Genomic DNA, 15,364 nt, shown 5'->3' with positions numbered 1-15,364 from the left:
TCCTACAGCAATTATTATACTTAATGCGATCCGGACGGGATTCGAACCCGCGACCTCCGCCGTGACAGGGCGGCATTCTAACCAGCTGAACTACCGGATCATTTATATTTTTTTGAAGTAAATATAAAAAACTTTGCGATCCGGACGGGATTCGAACCCGCGACCTCCGCCGTGACAGGGCGGCATTCTAACCAGCTGAACTACCGGATCATTAAAAAGCAAGAATGTCTTTCTTTTAGGTGAGTGCAAAATTAAGATATTTTCTCTTGCCTGCAAATTTTTTGACTAAAAAATGCCTTCCTGTATGGAAGACATTCATTTTCAGTTGTATTATTTTTTACAAATGTGCTGATAATTTCTCAGCAATCACTTCTTTAGGTGCTACCCCCACAATTTTATCTACTACTTCACCATTCTTAAATATTAAAACTGTTGGAATATTACGAATTCCATAGTCCACAGAAACCTGCTGATTGTTATCAACGTCTACCTTCCCTACTATTGCCTTACCTTCAAAATCCTGTGCTACTTCCTCAATGATAGGTCCTAGCATTCTACATGGACCACACCATACTGCCCAAAAATCAACGAGCACTGGTTTATCCGATTGTAAAACGGTTTCTTTAAATGAACTGTCTGTAATTTCTATAGCCATAATTAATTGTATTTAATTTAAAATATCTGACAAATGTAATAAAACAATTTCCAAAAAATGCAGCCTTTTATCTATGTATCGCATCTGCATTTTCTATCAAAGAAGAAGAACTACTTATCTCCTTTACCGCCTGCACAAAATAATCTATTTCTTCCTTAGTCGTTAAATGAGAGAATGAAACTCGCAATGGCGTAGAATTTTCCAGCTCATGGTCATCGAGAAGCATCATCAGTACGATCGAAGGCTTAGAAGCTCCGGCGCTGCACGCACTTCCTTGAGAAATTGCAATACCTTTCATATCAAGTTGAAGTCCAATCAAAGGATTTTTAAAAGGAAGCAGTACCGATAATACAGTATACAAGCTCGAATTTAGATCCCCGGACAATCCATTAAACGTAACACCAGGAATAGAATCTTTCAGCTGTTGGATGGCATAGTTCTTAATCTCAGAAATATGCTTTGAATAAGTTTCTAAATTATCATATGCTAGCTCAAACGCTTTACCTAATCCTGCAATACCTGCAACGTTCTCGGTTCCTGCGCGCAGCTCTCTTTCTTGAGGTCCTCCCAAGATATAAGGCTTTAATCGGGATGTTTTACGAATGAAAGCAAATCCTGAGCCTTTCGGACCGTGGAATTTATGTGCACTGCACGAAGCGAAATCTAGCGGAATATCAGTTAGATCTAATGGTAAATGCCCAATGGTTTGCACTGTGTCAGAATGAAAAAGTGCATTGTACTGTTGTGCTAATTGCGACACTTTTTTAAGATCCAACAGATTACCCACCTCATTATTTGCATGCATTAAACTTATGAGAGTCTTTTTATCTGAGCTCTTTAGCAAATCCTCTAGATCAGTTAAAGACAATACACCCATTTTGTCCGGTCTTAAATAAACAACTTCCACTCCTTTGCGCATTTTCGTATCCCGTATTGCCTCAGCAACACATTTATGCTCTAAAGGAGAGGTTATAATACGTTTTACCTCTAAATGATCCACACAAGAGTGGATAATCATATTATTGGATTCGGTACCGCAGGACGTGAATATTATTTCACTTGGTTGTGCATTTAGTACCTTCGCGATTTGACGTCGGACATTCTCAATTACTGTTTTAGCTTCCTGGCCAGCGCTGTGTGTAGAAGATGGATTACCGTAATTTTTCTCCATCGTATCCATCATACATGCAAGTACTTGCTTATCCACGGGAGTCGTTGCAGCATTGTCAAGGTATACTCTTGTAGTCATTACTCAAAGGGGTTATTAATGGTAAAAAATCAGCCTTAATTCCAAGGCATTTTATACCATGCAAATTAATGAAAATATTTATAATGGCCCTCGTTGGAATACTCCAGCATGGGGAAATCTCCTGAACTATCGCCAAAAGCAATTAAACGGTCAAACCTTTTCCCATCTAAATATCTTTTTAAACGCACTACCTTCTCCTGTTGTGTGCAGTTCGGAGTGGAGAACTTTCCGCTAAACTTATTATCCACAAACTGTGCTTGTGTACATATCAGGTCCAAATTTAACTGACGCGCAAATGGTTCAAGCCATATATTAAGAGAAGCGGAAACGATTACTCCAGAATGTCCCTCTTCGTGCATTTGCGATATGAATCGTTTCGCATTTGGCCGTAAAATAATCTCGGCGTTAAGCTCGTAAAATTTTTCGCTAGCATGCTTCAGTTTCTCCTGACTTTCTCCTTTCAAAAGAGAAGCTATAAAGCTCTCCTTAACCTGCTCTGCTTTAAGAAGGCCCATTTTAAGGAGAATAAAAAGTGGTAGAAACTTTAAAAATTGCCTGTAATACTGTTTTTTATTATAGAACTTTAGAAAAAGAAACATCGTATCCTTAGTTGTAAGTGTACCATCAAAATCGAAACAGTAAAGTTTTACCATACTTTAATCTTAGTTCTATTTTTTAAAATAAATCAATAACAAGAAAGAAAACATCCATAATAACACTGTTATCTGAATGTACCGGTCTTTATAAGCCACCTGAGTTGGTGATTCCGTCCTATTGTATACCAATGTTTGCTGTAGGTAACGCAGAAAAGCAAACACTACAAATAAAACGGTGAAAAAGACTTCCTTACCAAATCGCAGTTGTGCTTCGGGAGTTACCGTAAACATTAAATAGCTTACTATAGCTAAGGTGACAGAAATTGATAATGCAATATCAGCAAACTGCACATTGTAGCCGTCCAGTGCTCTACGTGTTTTGCCTGAAATACCTGAATTAATAAGTTCTCCTCTTCTTTTTCCCAATGCCAGAACCATTGCCAGTACAAAGGTCAGCAATATAGCCCATTGAGATATAGGGATACTGGTAGTAGCGCCCCCTGCAACTACGCGTAATACAAAACCGAGAGATACGATAGTGACATCGATTATTGCCACATGTTTTAATTCCAAGGTATAGGCAATATTTAGAAGCAAGTAGATGAAGATCACTAAACCAATGTTGGGAAAACTAACTTCCAAACAGGAAGTCCCGACTACAAGAAGAATAAATAGAGCTAGGAGCAAAACTACAAAAAACACTAAAGCTTTACGTGGAGACACCGCACCGCTTGCAATAGGCCTGTTTTTCTTCTCGGGATGTGCACTATCTGCATGACGGTCCTTGAAATCATTAATTACATAAACCGCACTGGATGCCAAAGAAAATGCTAGGAAAGCAAAAACACTTTTTAAGAGTAAATGGAAATGTAGAAAATTACCAGAAAAAAACAGTGGTAGGAATACGAAAAAATTTTTAACCCACTGCTCTGCACGCATTAGCGCAATATACTTTTGCATAACTAATTCTAATTAAAGCAAAAATAGAATATTTATACTTAAAAGCACATCTACCATTCGTAGATTGAAAAAAGCCACTTCCTATAAAGGAGGTGGCTAGAGATAAATCAATTCTAAAATTTGATTATTGATTAGCTTGGGCTTGAGCCTCTTTTATCATTTCTTCGTTCGCAGTTATAGCAAACTCAACCCTTCTGTTCTGTGCACGTCCGGCATCCGTAGAATTACTAGCTACTGGCTCCTGCTCACCCATACCCATGGTAAATAGTCTGCTTGCTGCTACACCTTTACTAACAAGATAGGATTTCACAGCGTACGCTCTTCTTTCTGATAGACTCTGATTATAAGAATCGGTGCCCTTGCTGTCTGTATGTCCGTAGATATTAATATTAGTGTCTGGATTATTTATTAATACTTGTGAAAGTCTATCCAAGTTTAATTTAGCAGAACTAGTAAGAACTGAGGAATCAAAACCGAAATTAACAATGCTTTCAGGCAAAGTTACTTTAATACCTTCTCCTACTCTTTCCACTTCAGCACCCGGTAAAGAAGCTTCAATTTCTTCTGCTTGCTTATCCATTTTGCGACCAATTACGTTCCCAACAACACCACCAACAACACCACCGAGCACGGCACCTTGTGGTGCATTTCCACCTTTTCCGATGTTATTACCTAACACTCCACCGATTACCGCTCCGGCTGCAGCTCCAATTGCTGTGCCTTTTTGCTGGTTTGAGGCATTCTGAATAGTTTCACAACTTGTTAATAGAAAAGCTGAGGATAGAAATAATGCTCCAACAGTAGTCTTATTCAATAGTTTCATAATATAATATTTAAATTTGTTTTTTTTGTACACCACAATAGGTATATAAAACCGTGCCAATAAAAAGAAAAAGCCAAACATCGAAATGGAAGTTTGGCTTTATATAACAATTTAAAATAATCTTATTTTGTTGAGGGATGTTTCTTAGCAGTAGTACTTCTTGTAGCACCTCCCGTTTTTTTTAGTCCAGACTTGTGTAAGCTTGCTTTATGGAAATTTTCATAGGCATATTGTGCTGCTTGCCCCAGATCTATTACCCCACCGGCTCTCGAAATTAAATCAAAGCGATTATTCTCATTTACCGGCAGCATAGCGTTGACAGTGGACTTGTTAGAAGTCGCGATCAGAGACTCTATTATTTGCGTTGCTGATAAATTAGGCATGTAGGCCCATAGAACTGCTGCGGCACCAGCTACTACGGGAGCTGCCATCGAAGTACCTTGTAGGTATTCGTATTTAGCCTCAGGAACAGTGGAATAAATCTTATCTCCAGGAGCGAACACATCTACCATCTTTCCATTAAAGTTAGAGAAATCAGCACGCAAAAATTCATTAGAGTTTGTACTAGCCCCAACTACTAACATATTGTCTATAAATGGAGCCGGATCGGTCGCATTGATAAAGTTGGTTGGGTAGTACACATTCTGGGCAATATCTTCATTCTCATTTCCTGCTGCTTTAATCAGTAGCACTCCTTTACTCTGCGCATAGCGCATAGCGTCCCAAACTACTTCTTTTCCAGGAGAAACAGGTTTGCCAAAACTCATATTAAGAATTCGGGCCCCATTATCTACAGCATAACGTATCGCATTGGCTACATCTTTATCTCTTTCGTCGCCGTTAGGCACCGTACGAACGCTCATTATCTTAGCTGTTTTATACGCTACTCCATACTGCGGATTCGCAGAGGTAGGTACAGCCGCTATGATACCCGCTACATGAGTTCCGTGCTGCGCATCCGGGCCTTCGTAATTATTATTACCGTAGAACCGTTCATTGTAATCATCATAATTGTCACCCACAATTTCAGCCCTTGGATCATAATCCAAATTATACTGTTTAGTTGCTTGTGGACCATAATACTCTATAGCGGCCTTCATCTGCTCACTAAGATCCTTTTCTAATTTCTTAGCGGAACTTCCACGCATAGAAGGATCCTGAAGCAGATTCGTCAGAACACTTAAAGCAATAGCTTGATCCTGTGTCTCGGGCTTAATACTTGAAATAACTTCTGGAATTAAAGTTTTATCTCCAAGGAGAGAAACCATCGTAGGTATTAAAGACTGAATTTTACTATAGGTCTGGTAACCCTGTTGTGCTTCGAGCGATTTCCTAGAAAAGATTTCCTTACTCTTCATATACAGTTGAAATTCCTCGGGAAATTTCAACTGGTTATCTTTATTTTTGACAGAATCAGATCCTTCAAAAACGTCCTGGTATTTTTTAACCACGCGCGTAACTTCCATATTATCTACGTCTACATCTTTCTCTTTCCCTCCAATGAAATTCCAGCCATGTATATCATCGACATAACCATTGCCGTCATCGTCTTTACCATTACCCGCAATTTCTTTAGGGTTAACCCACATATTTGACTTAAGGCCCGGATGATCAACTTCTACGCCGCTATCAAGCACACCCACCACCACTGGCTTGGCCCTAAGCCCTTTCGCTTCCAGATATTTATAGGCATTTTGAGTGTTAACTCCGTATGTGTTAGTCTGCGTAAAGTCTTTGTGGTACCAGGTTACTAAATCCACATCTAACACTTCTTCTTCTTCTTCCACTTGAGCCTGTGCGTATGCACTTACTACGCCGGCGAAAAACAGCGCACTTATGTATAATTTCTTCATTTAATTAATTGCATTTTTTATATATGTACTACTCTCGGGACCAATGTTACAAATCAAATCCAAAACTGATAAATCCGACAAAAAACCAAACCTATCACTAAATCCCTGAAAGTAAGGAGGATAAAGAGGTGGTGCCGCTTTTGCCGAGAAATACGCCCGAAAGTCATAATCATGTTGATCCACGTACTTTGTATTCAAAGAGTATGCCCTTTCTACCTTTAAAATAGAGAGTAAAACGTGTAGTGTTCTTTGATTAAAATCGAATAAGGAAGAACCCTCAAAATCGTAGATCTCTTTCAATCGATCCTCGTAGTATTCAAAAAAAGCAGACGTCTGATAGGCATTTTTAATAGATTTCCAATGCTGCTTTCTCCAATCTTCTGCGTACGACATATCTATATCTTTATACGTTCGATGACCTTTGTGTCGAATCGGAATTATAAGTGACAACCGACCGTTGGCTCCGTATATGTTAGCCCTATTGCGGTAGGTTTGTTTAGGGAAGTTCTCATATTGTTCCAATACTATTTGACTATCTTCTTCCAAGAATTTAGTAAACCAAGAAACAGGAGGTAAGTAAAAAAGGGGTAATAAAATTTCTTTCATTAAATTGATTTAAAAAAAATGCACCGAAGAAAAAGTACTCCGGCACAAAGATTAGTACTTGCTAGTAAAAACTACTTTTTAAACTTTTTTATGAAATTCATAATATATTCCCATCCAAAAAACACAATTAGTAGAAGAACCGCAAGCCAGGTATAGGAAGTTTTGTGTAGCTCTCCTGTATTGGTAGCTTTAAACATGCGATCCCAGCGCAGGCTTTTGCCATTGGCCTGATAGGAAGAATTTTGGTCTTGAAACAATCCCTCTACGCTAAGCCAGGTAAACATGGGTTTACCTACAATATGGGTTTCCGGTACAAAACCGAAGTATCTCCCATCTAAAGAAGCATCGCGATTATCCCCCACCATCATATAGTAATTGTACGCAAACGTATATTTTTCTGTTGGTCGGCCATTAATTATAAATTTCCCGTCCTTTAGTTCTAGCGTATTATTTTCATAAACTGTAATGATCTTTTCGTATAGTCTTATATTCTGAGACGTTAAAATAACTGTCGTTCCTTTCTTGGGAATAGTGACCGGCCCATACCAGTCCATATTCCAATTCTTATCATGTGGAAATATGGTGGACGAATAATTTATTTTAGTGCTTGGAACAAAACTTTGGGACTCAATGGACTTGTTTACATCTGGGTAATAACTAAGGTCCTTATCCCCCTTCTTCTCGATAATCTCATTAATACTCAGCACTAGTGACGACTGTGATAATTCCTTAGCCACATCGTCGGTTAAACCTTGGAAATGGTAGTAATATCCATTGGTCGTTTGTTGCTCTACTACTGGTAAGAAACCATAAAGGTCATATAGAGAGGGAATGTCTAATTGTGAACTTGTATATACTTCATAACTATGCTGTACCTGAGCATCCCCCATACGCACTTCGGGCTTTCCGTTAATAAATAGTCTTCCAGCACGCATTTCCATTACATCACCTGGCTCAGCCACCAACCTTTTGACATAGGGATCTTTTCTGTCAATTGCAATATGCACCGAATCGTCTGGATAATTAAAAACCACAATATCATTTCGTTTAGGCTCTTCCCATCCTGGAAACCGGAAATAAGGAAGTTTTACTGCTTCCACATATGATTTTGGATCGTCTTTGGGATTTCCTTTTTCACCAGTATCCCAAATAGTCCCCTGTATGAAAGGAATAGACACTGGTCGCATCGGCATTCTAAATCCGTAATTCAACTTATTCACAAATAAGAAATCACCCACAAGCATAGTGCGCTCCATAGACCCTGTTGGAATTCCAAATGGTTGGGTTATAAAAACATGAATTACAGTGGCAAACACAACAGCAAAAGTAACCGATCCAAGAAACGATTCCTTTCCGTGCTTTTCTTCTTCTTCACCAGGTAACAGGTATTCGGGCGCTTCAAGTTCGGTTTTCGCGTCGTAATTAACTAGCGCAATGTAGAGGAAAGGTAACAACACAGTTAGTACTCTCTGTGTAGTAGATGTTTTGCCAAAAAGTCGCATTAGGTACAAATGAAATACGCTTATCATGATTGGTCCTACTACAGGAAAATAAGCAAAAACAGTCCACCACGCGGGTTTTTCAGCTTTTTTAAGTATTAGGTAATAGTTATAGAATGGTATAAACGCAAATAGCGGGTTAATTCCCAGCTTTTTAAACAGCTTCCACGTACTAATTCCCATCAATAGGGATAATAGCAACACGTACAGGGAATAAATTACAAAATAGTTCATTTCAATTTTTCAGGAGTCTGTTATTAATAGGTGATTCCAAGTACGTCGCGCATAGAAAACACCCCTTTTTTATTTTTAATCCACTCTGCAGCGACTACGGCACCTAGAGCGAAGCCTTCTCTACTGTGGGCGGTATGCTTTATCTCAATTTCGTCTACATTGGACCTATAGAATACACTGTGCGTCCCAGGCACGTCGTCTTGGCGAACGGCAAAAATACCAAGTTGATCTTCTTTAGTTTCATTCATTTTCCAATAGCTGTATCGCACAGAGTTGTCTACTATTCCTTCCGCAAGCGTAATTGCAGTACCACTGGGTGCGTCTTTCTTATGCACGTGGTGTATTTCTTCCAACTGACAGGTATATTCTTTTTGTGCTTCCATTAGCTGCGCTAATTTTTCATTTAAAGCAAAAAACAGATTCACTCCTAGACTGAAATTGGACCCGTATAGAAAAGCACCCTCTGTAGCATGCGTTAATGCTTCAATTTCAGGTTTCTGAGTAAGCCATCCAGTGGTTCCACACACCACAGGTACTCCCAGCTCAATACAACTTTTAACATTATCAAATGCTACTTCAGGTTTGGAGAATTCGATAGCCACTTCCGCACCTCCAAGATTTTCCCTGGTCGGTGTCTCACTGAGGCGTGCACAAATTGAATGGCCTCTTTCCATAGCTATCTTCTCTATTATTTTCCCCATTCTTCCGTAACCTACTATTGCTATCTTCATCTCTTTTAAAAATTATAGTTTAAACTAATTCCCGCTTTGGCCCATTGTGTGGAATATTCATCATGTATTAGAACTGGTTTCAAAGCCAAATCCGGATCGTTTCGTTGCTGATACAAATGCGCATCAACTACTGCATCCATAATATTTAGAATATAAACTAATGCAGTTACCGCAATGGAATAGTCCTTTTGACGTTTCATCTTATCCTGCGTCCGTCCAAGTGCTTCTTTGGTAATTCCCGGTATGTCAGAAAATTCATGCGGCTGACCGTTTAGCTCCGCGATGAAAGCCTCACGGTACCGCTTATATTGTTTATCATTCCAAAGTGTTACGCCCACGCCGGTACCAAGAGCACCCCACACGATGGGCACTTTCCATAATTTTTTATTATAGTATTGCCCTAACCCCGGAAGTACTGCCGAATACAGTCCTGCTTTTATTGGGCTAAGTGTTGGGGAGACCACCGTATTGGCTTCTTGAATCTCTGATTCTATAAGCAGTTCGGATTTTGGTGTCACGCTAGAGAGTGAATCCGTTGGGTAATTTTCCACCCGTATTGTGTCGTTCTTGGTTACTTGTCCCTGAACAAAGATTACCAGTATACTAAGAATTAGAGTGATACTTTTACTCATAGAGAAAAATATGAAATAATGGCTTCAAGTTCTTTTTCACTTTTAAAGTCCAGCACTATCTTACCTTTCTTACCTGTGGAATTGGTCTTTATCTCTACTTTAACTGCTAGCTTATCTTCCATTTGCTTCTGCAGCTTTTTTATCTCATTAGGCACAATCTTTCTACCTGGCATCTCGCTGCTTTTCTTTAGGGCTTTTGCGGCAGATTCAGTTTGACGTACATTAAGACCCTCCTTGAGTATTTTCTCCAGAAGAAGTGACTGTGACCTCTGGTCTTCTACTGTCAGTAAAGCTCTACCGTGACCTGCGGAGATCTCCCCTCTACGAATAGCATTCTGAATCTGTGGATTTAAACGCAGTAGTCGAATGGAATTTGTAATGGTACTTCTTTCTTTACCCAGCCTTTTACTAAGGCTCTCCTGTGTCATCCCTATTTCCTCAAGTAAACGTTGATAGGTCAATGCAATTTCAATAGCGTCTAAATCCTCTCGTTGAATATTTTCTACAAGCGCCATTTCCAGCAATTCCTGGTCGTTAACTAATCTTATATAAGAAGGAATGGATTTAAGGCCCGCCAACTTTGATGCACGGTATCGCCGTTCCCCTGAAATTATTTCGAATTTTTCACCTTCCTTACGAAGTGTAATGGGCTGAATCACTCCTAAACTTTTGATTGATTCCGAAAGTTCTTCTAGTGCTTTGGTATCAAAGTAAGTTCGAGGTTGGGTTGGGTTTGGAAAAATATCTTCAATAGGCACTTCAATAATAGTACCCACAAAAGATTCCGCGCCTTCGTCACTTGCAGAATGAATGGACACCTTGGATTCAGAATTTAGAATAGCTCCTAATCCACGACCCATCGCTCTTTTTTTATCTTTCAACTTTCTGCTGTTTTTTTGGTTTAACGTTTGACTTTAAGTGGTCATTTTTCAAAAGCACCTCTTCAGCTAATTGGATATACTGGATAGCTCCTTTGCTTTCCGCATCGTACATAAGAATGCTTTCCCCAAAGCTTGGCGCTTCACTTAACCGAACGTTTCTACTTATCACGGTTTCAAATACCATTTCTGGAAAATGCGAATTTACTTCCTCCACAACTTGGTTGGATAGACGTAATCTACTGTCGTACATGGTTAATAGTAAACCTTCGATATCCAAATCCGGATTATGGATTTTTTGGACGTTCTTGATCGTATTGAGTAGTTTCCCCAAACCTTCAAGTGCAAAATACTCGCATTGAATAGGAATAATAACCGAATCAGCAGCAGTGAGTGCATTTACAGTGATAAGTCCTAAACTTGGCGCGCAGTCAATAACTACAAAGTCGTAACGGTCTCTAACTTCATTTAAAGCATTCTTCAGCATATACTCACGCTTAGCTTTATCGACCAGTTCTATTTCTGCTGCCACCAAATCGATATGAGAAGGCACTATATCCACATTAGGCGAACTTGTTCTTTGAATACAGTTTTCTACATCTGCACTATGCTCCAGGAGATTGTAGGTAGAATAACGCACTTCTTCTACCCCTAGTCCTGAGGTAGCATTCGCTTGGGGATCTGCATCAATTAGAAGCACTTTCTTTTCAAGCACTCCCAATGCAGCAGCTAAATTAACTGCAGTTGTTGTTTTTCCTACTCCACCTTTTTGGTTTGCTACACCAATTATTTTCGCCATTCTATGGTATTTAATGACCAAAAATACAATTTTTTTAATCCCAAATCCCCTTAGCATAGTGATGCTAAAGTTAAAGTACTGTTAATAAGTGTATTAACTAATAAAAAAATTATCCACATCACGTGGTGCAATGTGGATAATACTCTGTATGAATAGGTAGCGCTGCTAACCCCAACTTAAAATGACTCTAGTTAAAAAAGTTCCTTTCGAATTATGTTTTGACTACGCTCAGGCCCTACCGAAACCAAGTATACATTAATACCCAAATACTCTTCTATAAATTCAATGTATGCCTTCGCATTGCGAGGTAGCTCGTCGTACGATCGGGCATGGCTAATATCTTCATCCCATCCTTCCAACTCCTTATAAATAGGCTCGTAATGGTACAATTTTGTTGTTGAGGAAGTAAAGTAGTCAATTATTTTACCATCCTCTGTACGGTAGTGCGTTACAATTTTCAGTGGTTTTATTCCAGTAAGTACATCGAGTTTAGTAATGACCAAATTGTTGATACCATTTATCATGCAGGCATGTTTGAGTGACACCAGATCAAGCCAACCACATCTTCTGGGACGTCCCGTAGTAGCCCCAAACTCATTGCCAACTTTGCGCATTTGTTCCCCCAATTCGTCATTCAGTTCTGACGGAAACGGCCCATTTCCAACCCTGGTAGTATAGGCTTTGGAAACACCAATTAAATTCTGTAATGCTGTGGGTGGGACTCCAGCGCCTGAACACACACCCCCCGTTGTAGGAGATGAAGACGTCACATAAGGATAGGTCCCAAAATCAATATCGAGCATAAGCGCCTGTGCTCCTTCAAAAAGAACATTTTTACCTTGCTTTATTGCCTCATTTAATTCCACTTCAGTATCGACAATCCTGTGTTTGAGTTGTTGACCGATTTCCAGAAATTCGTTATAAATCTCATCCAGATCCATAGTCGGTTTCTCAAAATATTTTTCAAAAAGACTGTTTTTAACCCGTAGGTTTTTTTCAATTTTCTCACGTAGAACTTCAGGATTAAGCAAATCCACCATACGTATTCCTACTCGAGCGATTTTATCCTCATAACAAGGGCCTATACCTTTTTTAGTTGTGCCAATTTCTGTACCGCCTTTTTCTTCTTCACGGTACGTGTCTAGAGCAATATGATAGGGCATAATCACATGTGCACGTCTGGAAATGTAGACATGGTCGGTACGCATTCCCTTGCTCTCCAGTTGGCCAATTTCACGCATGAAAGCCTTTGGGTTAACCACAACCCCGTTGGCTATTATGCACTTTCCCTTGCATTGTAGCACACCTGAAGGAAGCAAATGCAAAACAAATTTTTCATCTCCTACATATACAGTATGACCTGCATTATCACCACCTTGAAACCGAACAACATAGTCTGACTTGGCAGAAAGTACATCAGTAATTTTACCTTTACCTTCGTCCCCATACTGAAGACCAACTACAACATATGTAGACATATTTTACTTATTTATGGATAGGGTACAAATTTACTTTTTAAATAAGAGTCATACAAACTTCACCCTTGCTTTTTTCAGGATATAGCTATCTTCGTTCAAATACTAGTTCACAGACTTCACTTAGAGAAAATGTCGTAAATTTGCATTTTTACTATTCTATGCAGACAATTAAGATTCACGATAAGGAGTTTGTACCATATCTCAAAAATGATGAAATCCAGCAAATCATAAAAGATCTTGCGCACAAGGTTTATGAGGATTATAAAGACGAAGTTCCTGTTTTCATAGGCGTGTTGAATGGTGTTATAATGTTCTTTTCCGATTTTCTTAAGCATTACCCTGGGCAATGTGAAATTGCATTTCTTCAGGTTAGTTCTTATGCCGGCACACAGTCAACTGGGATTGTGTATAAGAAGATGGACCTTACTAAAGAAGTGGAGGGTAGACACATCATCTTAATGGAAGACATCGTGGATACCGGTAATACCATTGAAAGTTTGTTTGAATATTTCAAAAATACCCAAAGACCTAAGTCCCTTAAAGTAGCTTCGCTTCTCTTGAAACCGGAAGTATTTAAGAAGGATTTTACTATTGATTACGTTGCCAAAGAAATACCAAATAAGTTTGTGCTTGGCTACGGTCTGGATTACGACGAATTGGGAAGAAATCTCCCCGATTTGTACCAATTAGCGGAGGGTCGCATTAATCACTAATATATAGTTAAATACAAGCATACCGATGGTAAACATTGTTCTATTTGGGCCTCCAGGAAGCGGAAAAGGAACGCAGGCTCTTAATTTAATCGAAAAATATAATCTAAAACAAATTTCTACGGGGGATCTCTTCAGATACAACATGAAGAACAACACCTCATTAGGGCAGCTTGCAAAAAGCTACATTGACAGTGGTAAATTGGTTCCAGACCAGGTGACTATAGATATGCTTGTGGATGAGGTGAGAAAACCGAGTAATGCAAATGGCTACATTTTTGATGGTTTTCCTCGTACTGCAGCACAAACTCAAGCTCTTGAGGAGATTGTAGACAAGGAACTCAATGCGCAGATAGACATCTGCCTTGCCTTAGTGGTAGACGATGAGATCCTAGTAGATCGTTTAGTTAACCGTGGTAAAACAAGCGGACGCACCGACGATAGCGACGAGGCTATCATACGTGACCGAATCAAGGAATATTACACTAAGACCGCAGAAGTGGCGGAGCTGTATAAGCAGCAGGGTAAATATGTAGAGATAAATGGCGTGGGAGCTATCGAAGAAATCACCATGAAACTTTGCCAAGAGGTGGATAAGCTAATTAAAAACAAAACTTAAGTAAAAATACATATGTCCAATTTTGTTGATTACGTCAAAATACACTGTAAGAGTGGTCACGGTGGAGCTGGTTCAGCCCATTTGAGAAGGGAAAAATACATTCCCAAAGGAGGACCTGATGGTGGGGACGGAGGACGTGGAGGACATATCATCATGCGCGGAAATGCCCACGAATGGACACTCCTTCCATTACGATATACCCGTCACGTAAAAGCGCCCCGCGGTCAGAACGGTGCTAAAAATCAACTTACAGGTGCCTACGGAGAGGACGTCTATATTAATGTACCAATTGGCACCATCGCAAAAAATGAAGAAGGAGAAATCATTGGCGAGATAATGGAGGACGGACAGGAAATTATCATTATGCATGGTGGAAAAGGAGGTTTAGGTAATGAACATTTTAAATCCTCTACCAATCAGACTCCACGTTATGCACAGCCTGGACTGCCGGGAGAGGAAGGATATGTTACATTTGAACTTAAGATTCTAGCTGATGTAGGTTTGATTGGTTTCCCTAACGCAGGAAAGTCCACTTTACTGGCAGCGGTATCTGCTGCAAAGCCAAAAATTGCAGACTATGCCTTTACTACTCTTACGCCTAACCTTGGTATCGTAGAGTACAGAAATTACAAATCATTTGTGATGGCAGATATACCTGGGATAATAGAAGGTGCTGCTGAGGGGAAGGGATTGGGGCATCGTTTCTTGAGACATATTGAAAGAAACTCGATCTTACTTTTTCTTATTCCTGCCGACTCAGAAAGTCATTATGAAGAATTCAAGATTTTGGAACACGAATTGAGAAAATACAATCCTGAACTTTTGGACAAACAGTTTGTGGTGGGAGTATCAAAATCAGACCTTTTAGACGCGGAATTGAAATCGGAAATCTCCAAAGAGTTTCCTATGGAGAACCCTCCTCTCTTTATTTCAGGGGTAACTCAAGAAGGACTGATGGAGCTCAAGGATGTTATCTGGAAGAAACTGCACGGATAACAGCTACTGTCACTACAAATATTAATTCCGTACATTTGCAGCTGCG

At 39.5% G+C, this 15,364-nt stretch carries 16 protein-coding genes and 2 tRNA genes; 3 read left to right on the top strand and 15 right to left on the bottom strand.

The annotated features are described in order from the left end of the window. Positions 1 to 26 precede the first annotated feature (26 nt). The 15 genes from IC612_RS08255 to IC612_RS08185 all read right to left on the bottom strand — a co-directional run bounded on the left by IC612_RS08255 (position 27) and on the right by IC612_RS08185 (position 12,993). Positions 27 to 100, bottom strand: a tRNA-Asp gene (locus IC612_RS08255). 36 nt (positions 101 to 136) lie between these two features. Further along, positions 137 to 210: transfer RNA gene (locus IC612_RS08250), tRNA-Asp, on the bottom strand. Between the two features lie 127 nt (positions 211 to 337). Then, the gene (gene trxA, locus IC612_RS08245; RefSeq protein WP_194739709.1) at positions 338 to 655 is read right to left on the bottom strand and encodes a thioredoxin; all 318 of its coding nucleotides are present in this window, start codon (positions 653 to 655) and stop codon (positions 338 to 340) included. Between the two features lie 67 nt (positions 656 to 722). Next, positions 723 to 1,904: a cysteine desulfurase family protein gene (locus IC612_RS08240; RefSeq protein ID WP_194739708.1), complete on the bottom strand. Its 1,182-nt coding sequence runs from the start codon at positions 1,902 to 1,904 to the stop codon at positions 723 to 725. Between the two features lie 65 nt (positions 1,905 to 1,969). Further along, complete coding sequence (locus IC612_RS08235; protein WP_194739707.1) at positions 1,970 to 2,557, bottom strand: HAD family hydrolase; 588 nt, start codon at positions 2,555 to 2,557, stop codon at positions 1,970 to 1,972. 15 nt (positions 2,558 to 2,572) lie between these two features. Continuing rightward, the gene (locus IC612_RS08230; RefSeq protein WP_194739706.1) at positions 2,573 to 3,460 is read right to left on the bottom strand and encodes a UbiA prenyltransferase family protein; all 888 of its coding nucleotides are present in this window, start codon (positions 3,458 to 3,460) and stop codon (positions 2,573 to 2,575) included. Positions 3,461 to 3,584: 124 nt separating this feature from the next. Then, positions 3,585 to 4,283: an OmpA family protein gene (locus IC612_RS08225; protein ID WP_194739705.1), complete on the bottom strand. Its 699-nt coding sequence runs from the start codon at positions 4,281 to 4,283 to the stop codon at positions 3,585 to 3,587. Between the two features lie 122 nt (positions 4,284 to 4,405). Then, positions 4,406 to 6,136, bottom strand: coding sequence for a S8 family serine peptidase (locus IC612_RS08220; RefSeq protein ID WP_194739704.1), 1,731 nt, complete (start codon positions 6,134 to 6,136; stop codon positions 4,406 to 4,408). Beyond that, positions 6,137 to 6,742 carry a WbqC family protein gene (locus tag IC612_RS08215; RefSeq protein WP_194739703.1) on the bottom strand — a complete coding sequence of 202 codons (606 nt, stop codon included), beginning with the start codon at positions 6,740 to 6,742 and terminating at the stop codon, positions 6,137 to 6,139. Positions 6,743 to 6,813: 71 nt separating this feature from the next. Beyond that, complete coding sequence (gene lepB, locus IC612_RS08210; protein ID WP_194739702.1) at positions 6,814 to 8,475, bottom strand: signal peptidase I; 1,662 nt, start codon at positions 8,473 to 8,475, stop codon at positions 6,814 to 6,816. 23 nt (positions 8,476 to 8,498) lie between these two features. Beyond that, positions 8,499 to 9,206: a 4-hydroxy-tetrahydrodipicolinate reductase gene (gene dapB, locus IC612_RS08205; RefSeq protein ID WP_194739701.1), complete on the bottom strand. Its 708-nt coding sequence runs from the start codon at positions 9,204 to 9,206 to the stop codon at positions 8,499 to 8,501. Positions 9,207 to 9,211: 5 nt separating this feature from the next. Beyond that, entirely contained in the window at positions 9,212 to 9,838 is a 627-nt protein-coding gene (locus IC612_RS08200) for a DUF5683 domain-containing protein (protein WP_194739700.1), read from the bottom strand. Continuing rightward, a complete protein-coding gene (locus tag IC612_RS08195; RefSeq protein WP_194739699.1) occupies positions 9,835 to 10,719 on the bottom strand; it encodes a ParB/RepB/Spo0J family partition protein in 885 nt (294 codons plus the stop codon). Before IC612_RS08195 ends, IC612_RS08200 begins: the two co-directional genes overlap by 4 nt. After that, positions 10,709 to 11,515, bottom strand: a complete 807-nt coding sequence (locus IC612_RS08190) for a ParA family protein (protein ID WP_194739698.1) — start codon at positions 11,513 to 11,515, stop codon at positions 10,709 to 10,711. The genes IC612_RS08195 and IC612_RS08190 overlap by 11 nt, the downstream gene beginning before the upstream one ends. 191 nt (positions 11,516 to 11,706) lie before the next feature. Beyond that, on the bottom strand, positions 11,707 to 12,993 hold the full coding sequence (locus IC612_RS08185; protein WP_194739697.1) for an adenylosuccinate synthase: 1,287 nt from the start codon (positions 12,991 to 12,993) through the stop codon (positions 11,707 to 11,709). Between the two features lie 158 nt (positions 12,994 to 13,151). On the opposite strand from IC612_RS08185, the gene hpt reads away from it, so the two are divergent. Genes hpt through obgE form a run of 3 tightly spaced genes read left to right on the top strand, consistent with a single transcriptional unit; the run spans position 13,152 to position 15,318 of the window. Beyond that, positions 13,152 to 13,706: a hypoxanthine phosphoribosyltransferase gene (gene hpt, locus IC612_RS08180; protein ID WP_194739696.1), complete on the top strand. Its 555-nt coding sequence runs from the start codon at positions 13,152 to 13,154 to the stop codon at positions 13,704 to 13,706. A 25-nt stretch (positions 13,707 to 13,731) separates the two neighbouring features. After that, positions 13,732 to 14,322: an adenylate kinase gene (locus IC612_RS08175; RefSeq protein WP_194739695.1), complete on the top strand. Its 591-nt coding sequence runs from the start codon at positions 13,732 to 13,734 to the stop codon at positions 14,320 to 14,322. A gap of 12 nt (positions 14,323 to 14,334) precedes the next feature. Next, positions 14,335 to 15,318, top strand: a complete 984-nt coding sequence (gene obgE, locus IC612_RS08170) for a GTPase ObgE (RefSeq protein WP_194739694.1) — start codon at positions 14,335 to 14,337, stop codon at positions 15,316 to 15,318. Positions 15,319 to 15,364: the final 46 nt, after the last annotated feature.

This window comes from Planobacterium oryzisoli (genome assembly GCF_015354315.1).
Taxonomy (GTDB): domain Bacteria; phylum Bacteroidota; class Bacteroidia; order Flavobacteriales; family Weeksellaceae; genus Planobacterium_A; species Planobacterium_A oryzisoli.
The sequence above is the reverse complement of the archived record's forward strand: the minus strand, read 5'-3'. Positions and strand labels throughout refer to the sequence as shown.

Coding starts and splice junctions, on each gene's coding strand:
- trxA (WP_194739709.1), bottom strand. CDS start 655: ATGGCTATAGAAATTACAGACAGTTCATTTAAAGAAACCGTTTTACAA.
- IC612_RS08240 (WP_194739708.1), bottom strand. CDS start 1,904: ATGACTACAAGAGTATACCTTGACAATGCTGCAACGACTCCCGTGGAT.
- IC612_RS08235 (WP_194739707.1), bottom strand. CDS start 2,557: ATGGTAAAACTTTACTGTTTCGATTTTGATGGTACACTTACAACTAAG.
- IC612_RS08230 (WP_194739706.1), bottom strand. CDS start 3,460: ATGCAAAAGTATATTGCGCTAATGCGTGCAGAGCAGTGGGTTAAAAAT.
- IC612_RS08225 (WP_194739705.1), bottom strand. CDS start 4,283: ATGAAACTATTGAATAAGACTACTGTTGGAGCATTATTTCTATCCTCA.
- IC612_RS08220 (WP_194739704.1), bottom strand. CDS start 6,136: ATGAAGAAATTATACATAAGTGCGCTGTTTTTCGCCGGCGTAGTAAGT.
- IC612_RS08215 (WP_194739703.1), bottom strand. CDS start 6,742: ATGAAAGAAATTTTATTACCCCTTTTTTACTTACCTCCTGTTTCTTGG.
- lepB (WP_194739702.1), bottom strand. CDS start 8,475: ATGAACTATTTTGTAATTTATTCCCTGTACGTGTTGCTATTATCCCTA.
- dapB (WP_194739701.1), bottom strand. CDS start 9,206: ATGAAGATAGCAATAGTAGGTTACGGAAGAATGGGGAAAATAATAGAG.
- IC612_RS08200 (WP_194739700.1), bottom strand. CDS start 9,838: ATGAGTAAAAGTATCACTCTAATTCTTAGTATACTGGTAATCTTTGTT.
- IC612_RS08190 (WP_194739698.1), bottom strand. CDS start 11,515: ATGGCGAAAATAATTGGTGTAGCAAACCAAAAAGGTGGAGTAGGAAAA.
- IC612_RS08185 (WP_194739697.1), bottom strand. CDS start 12,993: ATGTCTACATATGTTGTAGTTGGTCTTCAGTATGGGGACGAAGGTAAA.
- hpt (WP_194739696.1), top strand. CDS start 13,152: ATGCAGACAATTAAGATTCACGATAAGGAGTTTGTACCATATCTCAAA.
- IC612_RS08175 (WP_194739695.1), top strand. CDS start 13,732: ATGGTAAACATTGTTCTATTTGGGCCTCCAGGAAGCGGAAAAGGAACG.
- obgE (WP_194739694.1), top strand. CDS start 14,335: ATGTCCAATTTTGTTGATTACGTCAAAATACACTGTAAGAGTGGTCAC.